Source organism: Poseidonibacter parvus (assembly GCF_001956695.1).
GTDB classification, from domain to species: Bacteria; Campylobacterota; Campylobacteria; order Campylobacterales; family Arcobacteraceae; genus Poseidonibacter; species Poseidonibacter parvus.
In genome coordinates this window covers 694,500-707,630 of the sequence record NZ_CP019070.1, presented here as the reverse complement: position 1 = coordinate 707,630, position 13,131 = coordinate 694,500, and the positions used below count along the sequence as shown (strand labels likewise).

The window sequence follows — 13,131 nt, the reverse complement described above, 5'->3', positions numbered from 1 at the left end:
TTATGCTTCCTCAGTCTTTGCTTCAGTTTCACCTTCTGCAACTGCTTCAGCAACAACTTCTGCAGCTTCTTCAGTAGAAACAGGAGCTTCTTCTTCAACTTCTTCTTCTCTAGATGCTTTACCTTCATTCATTGCTGCAGCCATTTCGTTACAGAATAATTGAATTGATCTAATTGCATCATCATTACCTGGAATTGGTAAATCAACAACATCTGGATCACAGTTTGTATCTAAAGGAGCAACAACAGTAATTCCTAATCTTCTAGCTTCTTGAATAGCAATTTTTTCTTTAACTGCATCAAGAACAAACATCATGTCTGGAATAGTGTGCATTTCTTTAATTCCACCAAGGTATAATTCTAACTTAGTTTCTTTTCTAGTAAGCATTAATGCTTCTTTTTTAGTAAGTAAGTCTAATTGACCTTCTTCTCTCATCTTTTTGATGATTTCTAATTTTCTAATTGATTTTTTAATTGTTCCGTAGTTAGTTAACATTCCACCTAACCATCTGTGGTTAACGTATGGCATATTACAATTTTCTGCAGCTCTTTTAACAGCTTCAGAAGCTTGTTTTTTAGTACCAACAAAGATCATTGTTTGACCTTCAGCAGCTCTATCTCTTACTACATTATAAGTGTATCTAAAGTATCTAAGTGTTTTTTGTAAGTCAATAATATAAATATTTTTTCTTACACCGAAAATGAATTTTTTCATTTTTGGATTCCATCTTCTTGTTTGGTGTCCGAAGTGTACACCACATTCTAATAAGTCTTTCATTGTAACCATGACAATTTCCTTGTATATTTTTAATTTGGGTTTAGCCTCTGTATCCCTTAATGCCTAGATAAACTAGTCACAACCCATACCAGGATTGATACATGTGAGGTTTCTAATACGAAATTAGAACCGTGATTTTATCCAAAGAAATTTTAAAGTTAGTTTAAGCAATCAATTTACCGAAGTTTTACATATATATGTACATTTGAAGAATCATCATTAAACTCACGCTCATCAACTAATATATAGTTTAAATCAAATATTAATTTTCCAAGTTTTTCATATCCATAATTTCGTGAATCAAAAGATGGATTATTTTTATTTATATAATTACCTACATTTGATAACCTTGCCCATCCATCATCTTTTGAAACTGCATTAATTGCTGAAACAATAATAGGTCTTAAACTTGAAGTATTTGATTCAGATTTTTGAGTAGGAACATCTTTTTCTCTTAAAATCTCTGTAAATACAAATTTATCACATGCAGCAATAAAAGCTTCAGGAGTTTTTTTCTCTCCAAAACCATATACAACTAATCCAGCTTCTCTTATTCTTGTTGCAAGTCTTGTAAAGTCACTATCTGAAGAAATTAAACAAAAGCCATCTAAATCACTTTCATGTAAAATATCCATTGCGTCAATAATCAAAGATGCATCTGTTGCATTTTTTCCAGTTGTATAAGAAAACTGCTGAATAGGTTGAATCGCATGTTTATGCAAATAATCTTTCCATTTTTTTAAGTTTGGTGTTGTCCAATCTCCATATGCTCTTTTAATACTTGCTGTTCCAAATTTTGAAACTTCTGCTAATAATTCTGCAATTACTGAAGCTTGAGCATTATCAGCATCAATTAATACAGCTAATTTATCACTTTTCTTTTCAGACACTATAAATCCTTTTTAGGTTTTAATAATTTTACAATATAAAGCTTTAGGTTAAGTGATTTAAATTTTATTTATATGTAATTAGCTAAAATAGAAAATTATAAAAAATCAAGGAAGAAATTTGAGTCTTCATGACAAACTATCAAACTTAAAAAAAGAGATTCACAAAGGTGTAATAGGCCAAGAAGAAATGATAAATTCTATTCTTATAGGATTACTTACTTCTGGACATATATTATTAGAAGGTGTACCAGGACTTGCTAAAACAACAGCAGTAAAAGCAGTAGCTGATTCTATTGATTTAGATTTTAAGAGAGTTCAGTTTACACCTGATTTATTGCCAAGTGATATTATTGGTGCTCAAATTTATGATATGAAAACAGCAGAGTTTAAAATAAAAAGAGGCCCTATTTTTACGAACCTTTTATTAGCAGACGAAATTAATAGAGCACCTGCAAAGGTTCAATCAGCACTTCTTGAAGTTATGCAAGAGCGCCAAGTTACAATTGCTGATGATACTTTTAAAGTTGATACTCCTTTTTTAGTTCTTGCTACTCAAAACCCAATTGAACAAGAAGGTGCTTATACACTACCAGAAGCCCAACTTGATAGATTTATGTTTAAAATTGTTGTAGATTATAATAACAAAGAAGAAGAGTATGAAATAGCAAAAAAAGTTACTATGAACTCTTTTGAAGAAATTTCAAAAATAATTGATAAACAAACCTTACAAACATTAAAAGATGAAGTTTTAAATATTCATATAGATAAAGAACTTGAAGAATATATAGTTGATATCATTGATGCATCTAGAAATCCAAAAGAGTATGACTTAGAAGAATTAAGCGATTTAATACATTTTGGAGCAAGCCCAAGAGCTACAATTGATATGTTTAAAGCTGTAAAAGCAAATGCTTTTATTCGTGGAAATGATTTTGTATCCCCTTTAGATATTACAATGGTTATAAAAAATGTTTTAAGACATAGAATAATTTTAACTTATGAAGCACAAGCAAAAGAAATAACAGTTGATTCAATTATTCAAAAAATTATTGAAAAAGTTAGTATTCCATAAGCTATGAATCAAGCTTTAAAAAAAATACTCATAAAAACTAAAAAACAAGTTTTTTCAGAAATCATAGGAAACAATATTTCTTTTTTAAAAGGAGAAGGATATGATTTTTGTGAACTAAAAGAGTATGAGTATGGAGAAGATGTAAAAAATATTGATTGGGTTATTTCTGCAAAAATGCAAAAACCTTATGTAAAAGTTTTTCATGCACAAAAAGAATTAAATATAAAAATTGTATCTTTTTTAAACGGTTCTACTTATTTTGGAACAAAAAAATTTAAGCAAGAAGTAATAACTCAAATTGCTTCAATGTTAGGATTTATTTGTGTAAAACAAGGTGACCCTTTTGCTTCATATATTGCAAATGAAACCTGTGAACTTTGTACTAAAAAATCTAAAAAAATATTTAATGTAAATTTTATGGCAGAACAGCTTTTTAACTATGATGTAATTGGAAAAAACATTGATTATGAATTTATTACAAATGATTTATTTAAGAAAATCCATCATAAATCAATAATTTTTTTAATTGGAGATTTTTTTGATATTGAAAAATTGGATTTAAAACTATTATCAAAAAAACATGAAATATTTGCAATTATTGTAAGAGATAAATTTGAAGAGAACCCAAGTGAACTTGGAAATGTAAACTTCAATGACCCATCTACAAATCAAAACTTTGAAGGTGTTTTAAATTCAAATACAATTAAAAACTATGTAAACAAAGTAAAAGAAAATGACCATAAACTTTTTTCTCATTTACAAGATAATGCAATAAGATTTGTAAAAATTTATACACATGAAGATGCAACAAAAAAACTAATAGGACTATTAAAGTAATGAATGAAGATATTACTTCAAAAATACATGATATAAAAGATATTGTAGAAATTCCTGATAACTCTATATTTATTTATTATGGATTAATATTTTTAGGCTTTTTACTTTCTTTGATAATAGTTTTAGCCATTATAAAATATTTTAAAAATAAAAAAGTAAATCAAAGAAAGATTTATTTTGATATTTTACAAAATATAGAGTTTAAAAACTCAAAAGAAGATGCTTACACTATTACAAAATATTTACGACTTTTAATCAAGAATGATAGAGAAAAGATATTAGCAAATGAGTTAATAAATGAGTTAGAAGAGTATAAATACAAAAAAGAAGTACCTCAAATAAGTAATAGCATTAAAAATAAACTAAATACAATTTTAGGGATAATTGATGTTTAATAATCTTTCTTTTGAATTTCCGTATCTTTTATTATTGATTTTAGTATTTATTTTTTGCTCTATTTATTGTAAAGCAAAAACTCCATCATATTTAATTCCTCATTTAAATATATTTCAAAAATCAAATGAAAAATCTTCTTTAATCATGAATTTATTAAAGTTTTCTATTATCACACTTTCTATAATAGCACTAGCTTCTCCTGTAAAAAATCAAGACACCCAACTAATAAAAAATGATGGAATAAATATATTATTAGACTTAGATGCAAGTGGTTCGATGAATTATAATGATTTAGATAAAGAAGATACTAGTAAAAATAGATTTGATGTAGTAAAAGATATTGTAAAAGATTTTATAAAAAAAAGGCCCTCTGATAATATTGGTTTATTAATTTTTGGAGATTCTGTAATGATGGCAAGTCCATTAAGTTTTGATAAAAATGCACAAAGAGAAATCATAGATTATTTAGAAGTAGGAATGGCAGGAAAACAAACAGCATTAATTGATTCAATTGCGAGAAGTGTAAATATATTAAAAGATAAAAAAGCAAAATCAAATGTAATAATAGTATTAAGTGATGGAGAAGATACTGCAAGCAAAATTCCATTAAAAGTAGTTATAAAACTTCTTAAAAAATATAATATCAAAGCTTATACAATAGGAATTGGAAACTCTAATAAATATGTATTAAATCAAATATCAACAAACTCAAATGCAAAATCTTATACAGCATATTCAAAAGAAGATTTAATTGATATTTATGATGATATTAATAAACTTGAAAAATCTAAAATTGACCAAAATAAAATTATTTTAAAAGACTACTTATTCTTTTATCCACTATTTTTTGCTGTTTTATTTTTAATCTTATATATTTATTTAAAAAATAAAGAGTAATAACCTATTATTCTAAGCAAATTCGATGTAAGACTTTATAAGGACCTTGAACATCTTTTGTTTCATATTGAGCAAAAACAATTTCATTAACATCAAATTCAATATCATTAAAACTAGCCAATGATATATCCTTGAATACATCAGATATTTCATAAATTTTATTATATAAGCCTAAAGTTACATGAGGAGTATAAGTACTTGCACTATTCTCCTTTGATATTGAATTTAAAGAATTTCTTATCTCATCTAATATTTTTGAATCATCTTTTATTTGTAAATAAGGACAAGTAGCAAAACTGTCAAAATTTGATAATTTTAAAGGAAAAGAGTTTATTTTACTTTCTTTTATTTTTTGAATTTGTTTCAAAAGTAAGTCTTGATTAAAATGTTCATCATGAAGTAAACCTGCTGCACTTAGTGTAATATGAGCTTGTCTTAAATAATTTGCATGTAATTTATTACTTAAGTGATTTTGAAATTGTAGAATTTTTTCTGCACATCTTGAATTTGAAACTTCAATAGCCCAAAATCCAAAATGCTTAATTCCTTTGTGCCATGAAGTAAAATCGCGAAGTTCACTAGGAATTGTATATTTAAAATCTAGTGATTTAATTGTTTTAAAATCTCTTCTTTATCAGAAAAAGGAAGTTTCTTATCATAAATAATTTGACTCATTTCATCGCCTTTTCCTAAAACTAGAACAACTGAGTTTTCATCAGCCATTTCAATAGCTTTTTTAATAGCTGCTTTTCTATTAACATCAATATTTACACTTTGATGATTTTTAATGCCCTTTAAAATATCTTCAATAATTAAATCAGGGTCTTCAAATCTTGGGTTATCGCTAGTTACAATAATATGTTTTGCATAATTTGCTGCAATTTGCCCCATTAAAGGACGCTTATCTTGATCTCTATCTCCACCTGCACCAAATACACAAATAATATCTTTATGAGCAAAACTTTGTAAAACTTCTTTCATCCCATCAGGAGTATGAGCAAAATCAACAATTACTAAAGGATTATCACTAATAACTTCCATTCGTCCACTTACCCCTGCAAAGTTTTCAACAGCTTCACAAATCTCGTCTAAAGGCTTTTGAGTTGTAATATGAACAGCACTTAAAGCAGCCATTAAATTATAAACGTTAAATATTCCCATCATTGATGATGAAAAAGAGTGCATTTCATTAAAATATGAAAACATCACATGCATACCATTTTTAAAAGAATATGCTCCGACTTTATAAGTTGATGGGTCATCAAGTGAATATGCAAAACCATTTTTTACATTATATTTTACAATTTTGTCATCTTTATTAATAAGTTTTTTACACTCATCAGAAAAAAATGAATTTTTAATATTGATATACTCTTCAATAGTTTTGTGATAATCTAAATGATCTCTTGTAATATTAGTATGAATTTTAAGCTCAAAACTCAAACCTTCAATTCTTTTTTGAACTATTGCATGAGAACTTACTTCCATAATAAAAAAGTCACATTTATTCTGCATAGCTTTTTGTATATGTGCAAAATTTCCAAGTTGCATTGGAGTAGTTAGTGAGTAATCTTCAACTCTTTCATCATTGATAAAAAAACCACGAGTACCTTGAAGCGCAACTTTGTATCCTAAATCTAAAAGAATAGAATAAATAGCAGCTGCTGTTGTAGTCTTACCATTAGTTCCAGTAATTCCAATTATTTTGATACTTGACATATCAAGATAGTTTTTTAAATCACTTGAAGCAATAATTTCCTTACAACCATTATCTATAGCACTTTGTTTAAATCTTTCATTAAAAGATGAAAGTACAAAAGCAACATTTTCATTCGCTTCATTTGAATTATCTGTAAATATTTTATTATTGATTGTTAGCTGCAAAGTTCTTCTCTTCTAATCTTTTATATAGTTTTTCAATTTCATCATCATAAGCAAAATACTCATTAAACCCATCTAAGTAAGTATAAGCCGTACTATTAAAATCATTATCAATTAATTTAGTAACAAAATCAAAAAAATCATCTTTATTTTCAATTGCTACTTTTGTAGAAAACATTATATCTTCAAAAGCAATTCGAAAAGAACCTCTTGCGCTTATTAGTTTCTTAAAATCTTCATATTTTATAGCATCTAAAGCATCAACAGTAGAAAGACTTAAATCTTTAAGCATTTCCATCATTTTGTCAATATCACCATCATAAGCATCCACAATGTCTTCAACATAAGTTATAGCTTCTTCCAAACTATCTTCTTTTACTACAGAAAAATAGTCATATAAAGACAAGGCTTTTTCTTCATCTTCACTTGCAATATCACAAAATAATGCATAAATTGGGTATTCTTTATTGTCTTTAAAAGTTGATGATAATTGAGCATAAATAAATAATGCTTTTTCAAAATTTCTTTGTAAGAAAAAGCTATTAGCTTCATTTAATAATCTACTTTCATTTATCATTAAAGCTCCTCTAATTTATCTTCCATTCCTTGAGGTACATTTACAATATCTAAGTCTGGATGAATTGCAGTTTTTAATTCTTTTTCTACAATATACTTTAAAGTACTACTACTTGCACTACAACCAACACAAGAACCTTGTAATTGGATAAATACTCTTGCATCTTTAATTGTTAGTAATTCAATAGCACCACCATCTCGTGCTAACATTGGAGCAATTTTTGTTTTTATAATTGAACTTACTGGAGCTTGTAAGTCTTCATCTGAAAATGGCATCATTTTATTTTTCCTCTTTTGCTTTTTTTTTCACTAAAAATATTCCAAGTGCAGTAAGAGCTAAAATAGCTCCTATTGTTTGAAATATAAATGTTAATGTTACTTCATCTTGAAACATAATATTATTTCCTAATTCATCACTTCTTCACATCTTGAACAAAGAGAATCTTCTTTTGTTGATGTAAATTTCCAACATCTTGGACACTTATGCATTGAAGCTTTATAAACTTCAAAGTTTGTTCCATCAATCTCAAAAGAACCTAGAACTTCTGATTGAAGTTTTTCATTTGAAACAGAAGAAACTAAGAACCAATCTGAGGCTTCAGTATTATCTAAAACTAAAATATCAGAATTATTAGTATATAAATCTAATTCTAGTGTTGATTTAATCACTTTTTCTTTACTTAAAGAATCTTTGATTTCAGAGAACTTCTCTTTAGCTAATAATAACACTTCTGCATTAATATTAACTTCAACTTCTGGTAATTCAACTTTTTTATAATCAAAAATATCATTACAATCTTCTTTTAAAAATGCTGGTGCAAAAGAAAGTAATTCATCCATTGTATAAGTTAAAATACAAGCAAGTGTAGAGATTAACTTTTTAGCAATTAATGCCATCGCACTTTGAGATGCAAGTCTATGAATATCATTTTTATCATCACAATATAATCTATCTTTACATACATCTAAATAAATTCCAGATAAATCAACAACTAAGAAATTGTTTAATTTATTTAAACCTTTTGAGAATTCATAAACTTTAAATGCTTCTTCAATTTCATTAAATACTGATTTCGCTCGAGATAAAACCCATTTATCTAAAGGACCCATTTTATCAACAGAAATAATTTCTTCTAAATCAGAAACATTTGCAAGTAAAAACCTAGCTGTATTTCTAATTTTTCTATAAAGCTCAGCATTTTGTTTTAAAATATTATCAGAAATTTTTAAATCACTTTGATAATCACTCATAGCAACCCATAGTCTTAAAATCTCAGAACCATACTGTTTCATTACCTTATCAGGTGCAACAACATTTCCTTTTGACTTAGACATTTTTTCACCCTTTTCATCAACAGTAAAGCCATGAGTTAAAATTGACTTATAAGGTGCAATCTCAGATGAAGCTAAAGTAGTTAAAAGTGAAGATTGGAACCAACCTCTATGTTGATCACTTCCTTCTAAATACATATCAGCAGGGAAAGTTCCTGCATCATAATTCCCTGATCTTAAAACTGCATTTTGAGTAGAACCTGAATCAAACCATACGTCTAAAATATCAGTAGTTTTTTCTAATTCACTTGCATTATATTTTGAATTTTCAGGTAATAACTCGTGAATTTCTAAATCATACCAAGCATCACAACCTTTTTCTTCAAAAATTTTAGCAGTATGAGTCATAACTTCTTCATCAAAAATAATTTCATCAGTTAATTTATTTCTAAAGAATGCAATTGGAACACCCCAATCTCTTTGTCTTGAGATACACCAATCAGGACGTCCGTCAAGCATAGCTTTTAATCTATTTCTTCCCCATTCAGGATAGAAAGTTAAATCTTCAACAACTTTTAAAGCATTTTCTCTTAATGTTTTTTTCTCTTTTCCATACTCATCATCAATAGAGATAAACCATTGTTTAGTTGCTCTAAAAATAATTGGTGTATGAGTTCTCCAACAATGTGGATACGAGTGAGTAATATCAATTCTTTTTAATAAAGCATCACCCAATTCTTCTAAAATTGGTTCATTTGCTTTGAATACATTAATACCTAAGTATTTATCAGTATCTCTAAAAAGTTTTTCTCTTACGATTGTTTGGTCATACTTTCCAAAAGCATCAACAGGCATAATTACATCTAAATCGTATTTTAAACCTACTTTATAATCATCCTCACCATGACCTGGCGCAGTGTGAACAGCACCTGAACCTGAATCCATCATTACGTGTTCACCTAAAATAATTTTAGATTTTCTATCATTTAACGGATTAATCGCATAAGTATTTTCTAAATCATTTGGATTAATATCTTTAACAACTTTTCCAGAAATTACTTCATTTTCAATTAATGAGTTATATAATTTTTTAGCAACAATAAATTTATCATCAGTTAATACATATTCTTCTTCACCATTTAGTGAAATACCAGTATTTGCAGGAAGTGTCCAAGGAGTTGTAGTCCAAATAATTACACTTGCATCTAAAGTTTCATGTTTAAATGCAACATAAATTGATGGAGAGACTTTATCTTCATGTTCAACTTCAGCTTCAGCAAGAGCAGTTTGTGCGGCCCATGACCAGTAAACTGGCTTAGATCTTTGAATTAATAAACCTTGTTTTGCAATAGCACAAAGTTCTCTAAAAATATTTGCTTCAAACTTAAAGTCCATTGTTAAATATGGGTTTTCCCAATCAGCAATAACACCTAATTTTTTGAATTCATCTTTTTGAATATCAACAAATCTAGTTGCATGGTCTCTACATAATTGTCTTAATTTTGATTTTGGCAGTTCTTTCTTTTTTGTACTTCCAATTTTTTCTTCAACTTTTTGTTCAATTGGTAAACCATGACAATCCCAACCTGGAACATATCTAATTGATTTTCCATCAAAATAGTGAAATTTATTTATAATATCTTTTAAAACTTTGTTTAAAGCATGACCAATATGAATATGACCATTTGCATAAGGTGGTCCATCATGAAGTGTAAAAGAAGGAGCACTTTCTCTATTTTTCTTCATCTTGTCATAAACTTTTTGGTCATCCCATTGTTTATACTTTTTTGGTTCGTTTTGAGGAAGATTTCCCCTCATTGGAAACGCAGTTTTTGGTAGTAGTAAACTCTCTTTATAATCCATTTTCAAAATACCTTCAATTATCATATTTGTTGTTTTTCATTAAATCGTAGATTATAACTAAAATAAATTAAATTTTATATAATCTATATATAGTTTGAAATAAAATCATTACACTGTGTATAAATTTTACAAGGTGTTACCAATCTCTATATTTTATTGATTTATAAAGTGTTTTCTAATTTCATTTAGCTAGTCCAAAACATTTATGTGTTAATATTTTTGAGATAATTAAACAATACATAGGAAGTGTACATGAACGAAAAACATTATGAAGTTGTAATAGTTGGTGGGGGAATCTCAGGAGCAGCATTATTTTACGAACTAGCAAAATATTCTACTGCAAAAAATATTTGTATGTTAGAAAAGTATGAAGCTTTAGCTACTTTAAATTCAAAAGGTAGTAGTAACTCTCAAACAATTCACGTTGGTGATATCGAAACGAACTATACTTTAGACAAAGCGAAAATCACAAAAAGAACTGCAAAAATGATTGAAAAGTTCTGTTTACAATATGGACTAGAAGAAAAAATCATGTTTAAACATCAAAAAATGGCTTTAGGTGTTGGAAAAGAAGAAGTTGAATTTATTACAAATAGATACAATGAATTCAAAGAATTATTCCCTTACTTAGAATTATGGGATAAAGAACAATTAAGAGAATTAGAACCTAAATTAGTTTATGCCGACAAAGAGCAAACTAAAGACAGACCAGAAGAAATCGTAGCAATGGGTGCTAGAGATGAGTACACTACTGTTGATTATGGTGCTATGACTGAAGAATTAGCAAAAGCTGGTCAAGAAGCTGATGAATCAAAAACAACAGATATTTTCTATAACTCTGAAGTTGAAGATATAGAAAAAGTTGGAGATAAATACAAATTAACAACTGTAAATGGTACTGTATATACAGCTGATTTTGTTGTTGTAAACGCTGGTGCTCACTCATTATACTTAGCTCATAAAATGGGTTATGGTAAACATATGGGTTCTTTATCAATGGCTGGATCGTTTTATATTACTAGTGGTGAATTTTTAAATGGAAAAGTTTACATGGTACAAAATGATAAATTACCATTTGCTGCATTACATGGTGATCCAGATATTTTAGAAGATGGTAAAACAAGATTCGGACCAACTGCATTAGCACTTGGTGTATTAGAAAGATATAAAGGATTAAGTTCTGTTGGTCAATGTTTAAAAACTATGAATATTGATGGAAATATCTTAAAAATATTCTGGGACTTATTAAAAGATTCAGAAATTAGAAACTATGTATTTAAAAACTTCTTATTTGAAGTTCCAGGAATTAATAAAGGTTTATTTGTTAAAGATGCACAAAAAATTGTTCCATCATTAACAAAAGATGATATTGAATATGCAAAAGGATTTGGTGGTGTTAGACCTCAAGTTCTTAATAAAGATGAACAAAAACTAATGTTAGGAGAAGCATCATTAAGTGAAGGTAATGGTATTATCTTTAATATGACTCCATCTCCAGGTGCAACTTCTTGTTTAGGAAATGCACAAAGAGATATTAAAGAAGTATGTGACTACTTAAATTTAGAATTTGATGAAGAACAATTCTTAGCAGACTTAACAGATCCAGAACCTGTTTAATTTCTAAAAAATAAAATAAGAGTTTTATCTCTTATTTTATTAACTTAATTTTTAATCCAAAACTTCCATAAATAAATCTTTTTTAATTTAATTTTGTATATCATAATATATTAATAATATATAAAGGTAATACTTATGTATGATGAAATTTTCAATGACATACAAATGCAAGAACTTCAAGATATACTTAGAATTAATAAACAATCAATTACAACAGCAGAATCTTGTACAGGTGGTCTTATTTCATATATGATTACAAAAGTGCCAAATTCATCAGATATTTTTAATGGGGCAATTGTAAGCTATTCAAATAATATAAAAAATAAACAATTAAATGTAAAGAATTCTACACTTGAAAAATATGGAGCTGTAAGTGAAGAAGTTGTAAGTCAAATGCTTGATGGAATTACAAAAAAACTTGATTCAAATTATGCTATTGCAGTATCAGGAATTGCAGGTCCAGGTGGAGGCTCAATTAATAAACCAATAGGTACTGTTGTTATCGGTATAATGGGCTTTAAAGAAGAAAAAATAATTGATATTTATCACTTTAATGGCAATAGAGAAGAAGTACAAATTCAAGCAGCAAAAACAGCCCTTGCAAAAATTTATGAATTTATTAAAAAAACTATTGACAAATAAAAAGAAATCTATTATAATTCCACTCCATTTTAAGAAAATATTCTTAAGATAATAGTGACCCGTTAGCTCAGCTGGTAGAGCATCTCCCTTTTAAGGAGGTGGCCGATGGTTCGAATCCATCACGGGTCACCATTTATAAATGTTATTTGATTATGGTCCCTTCATCTAATGGTTAGGATTTTGGATTTTCATTCCAACCATAGGGGTTCGAATCCCCTAGGGATCACCACTAACATTTATATGGTCGATTAGCTCAGTTGGTAGAGCGCTACCCTTACAAGGTAGACGTCGCAAGTTCGAGTCTTGCATCGACCACCATTTTTAAGAATCACAAAATGCAGTGGCATTGATTTTTAAATCTTATTTTAATTGTGACATCTATTTACAATTTTTGTATTTAGTATTTTTAAG

At 27.8% G+C, this 13,131-nt stretch carries 13 protein-coding genes and 3 tRNA genes; 9 read left to right on the top strand and 7 right to left on the bottom strand.

Features of this window, described 5'->3' with window-relative positions:
• Both rpsB and LPB137_RS03485 read right to left on the bottom strand, forming a co-directional pair.
• The gene (gene rpsB, locus LPB137_RS03490; protein WP_076084419.1) at nucleotides 1-786 is read right to left on the bottom strand and encodes a 30S ribosomal protein S2; all 786 of its coding nucleotides are present in this window, start codon (nucleotides 784-786) and stop codon (nucleotides 1-3) included.
• A 167-nt stretch (nucleotides 787-953) separates the two neighbouring features.
• Nucleotides 954-1,667, bottom strand: coding sequence for an NYN domain-containing protein (locus tag LPB137_RS03485; protein ID WP_076084416.1), 714 nt, complete (start codon nucleotides 1,665-1,667; stop codon nucleotides 954-956).
• A 118-nt stretch (nucleotides 1,668-1,785) separates the two neighbouring features.
• On the opposite strand from LPB137_RS03485, the gene LPB137_RS03480 reads away from it, so the two are divergent.
• Genes LPB137_RS03480 through LPB137_RS03465 form a run of 4 tightly spaced genes read left to right on the top strand, consistent with a single transcriptional unit; the run spans nucleotide 1,786 to nucleotide 4,869 of the window.
• Nucleotides 1,786-2,739: an AAA family ATPase gene (locus LPB137_RS03480; protein WP_076084413.1), complete on the top strand. Its 954-nt coding sequence runs from the start codon at nucleotides 1,786-1,788 to the stop codon at nucleotides 2,737-2,739.
• A 3-nt stretch (nucleotides 2,740-2,742) separates the two neighbouring features.
• A complete protein-coding gene (locus LPB137_RS03475) occupies nucleotides 2,743-3,576 on the top strand; it encodes a DUF58 domain-containing protein (RefSeq protein ID WP_083657088.1) in 834 nt (277 codons plus the stop codon).
• Nucleotides 3,576-3,971 (top strand): hypothetical protein, encoded by a 396-nt coding sequence (locus LPB137_RS03470; protein ID WP_076084410.1) that lies wholly within the window; start codon nucleotides 3,576-3,578, stop codon nucleotides 3,969-3,971. Before LPB137_RS03475 ends, LPB137_RS03470 begins: the two co-directional genes overlap by 1 nt.
• Nucleotides 3,964-4,869 carry a VWA domain-containing protein gene (locus tag LPB137_RS03465; RefSeq protein ID WP_076084407.1) on the top strand — a complete coding sequence of 302 codons (906 nt, stop codon included), beginning with the start codon at nucleotides 3,964-3,966 and terminating at the stop codon, nucleotides 4,867-4,869. The genes LPB137_RS03470 and LPB137_RS03465 overlap by 8 nt, the downstream gene beginning before the upstream one ends.
• A gap of 7 nt (nucleotides 4,870-4,876) precedes the next feature.
• On the opposite strand, the gene LPB137_RS14010 is transcribed toward LPB137_RS03465, so the two are convergent.
• The 5 genes from LPB137_RS14010 to ileS form a co-directional block, all read right to left on the bottom strand.
• On the bottom strand, nucleotides 4,877-5,356 hold the full coding sequence (locus tag LPB137_RS14010) for a 2'-5' RNA ligase family protein (RefSeq protein ID WP_228144708.1): 480 nt from the start codon (nucleotides 5,354-5,356) through the stop codon (nucleotides 4,877-4,879).
• A gap of 113 nt (nucleotides 5,357-5,469) precedes the next feature.
• Nucleotides 5,470-6,753: a UDP-N-acetylmuramoyl-L-alanyl-D-glutamate--2,6-diaminopimelate ligase gene (locus LPB137_RS03455; RefSeq protein ID WP_076084401.1), complete on the bottom strand. Its 1,284-nt coding sequence runs from the start codon at nucleotides 6,751-6,753 to the stop codon at nucleotides 5,470-5,472.
• Nucleotides 6,734-7,327, bottom strand: coding sequence for a hypothetical protein (locus LPB137_RS03450; RefSeq protein ID WP_076084398.1), 594 nt, complete (start codon nucleotides 7,325-7,327; stop codon nucleotides 6,734-6,736). Before LPB137_RS03450 ends, LPB137_RS03455 begins: the two co-directional genes overlap by 20 nt.
• A complete protein-coding gene (locus tag LPB137_RS03445; protein WP_076084395.1) occupies nucleotides 7,327-7,605 on the bottom strand; it encodes a NifU family protein in 279 nt (92 codons plus the stop codon). Before LPB137_RS03445 ends, LPB137_RS03450 begins: the two co-directional genes overlap by 1 nt.
• A gap of 126 nt (nucleotides 7,606-7,731) precedes the next feature.
• Nucleotides 7,732-10,461: an isoleucine--tRNA ligase gene (gene ileS, locus LPB137_RS03440; protein WP_076084392.1), complete on the bottom strand. Its 2,730-nt coding sequence runs from the start codon at nucleotides 10,459-10,461 to the stop codon at nucleotides 7,732-7,734.
• A gap of 252 nt (nucleotides 10,462-10,713) precedes the next feature.
• On the opposite strand from ileS, the gene LPB137_RS03435 reads away from it, so the two are divergent.
• The 5 genes from LPB137_RS03435 (at nucleotide 10,714) to LPB137_RS03415 (ending at nucleotide 13,038) form a co-directional block, all read left to right on the top strand.
• On the top strand, nucleotides 10,714-12,078 hold the full coding sequence (locus LPB137_RS03435) for an FAD-dependent oxidoreductase (protein ID WP_076084389.1): 1,365 nt from the start codon (nucleotides 10,714-10,716) through the stop codon (nucleotides 12,076-12,078).
• A 135-nt stretch (nucleotides 12,079-12,213) separates the two neighbouring features.
• Nucleotides 12,214-12,720 (top strand): CinA family protein, encoded by a 507-nt coding sequence (locus LPB137_RS03430; RefSeq protein ID WP_076084386.1) that lies wholly within the window; start codon nucleotides 12,214-12,216, stop codon nucleotides 12,718-12,720.
• A gap of 56 nt (nucleotides 12,721-12,776) precedes the next feature.
• Nucleotides 12,777-12,852 (top strand) — tRNA-Lys (locus tag LPB137_RS03425).
• 22 nt (nucleotides 12,853-12,874) lie between these two features.
• Nucleotides 12,875-12,949, top strand: a tRNA-Glu gene (locus tag LPB137_RS03420).
• Between the two features lie 13 nt (nucleotides 12,950-12,962).
• Nucleotides 12,963-13,038 (top strand) — tRNA-Val (locus tag LPB137_RS03415).
• Nucleotides 13,039-13,131: the final 93 nt, after the last annotated feature.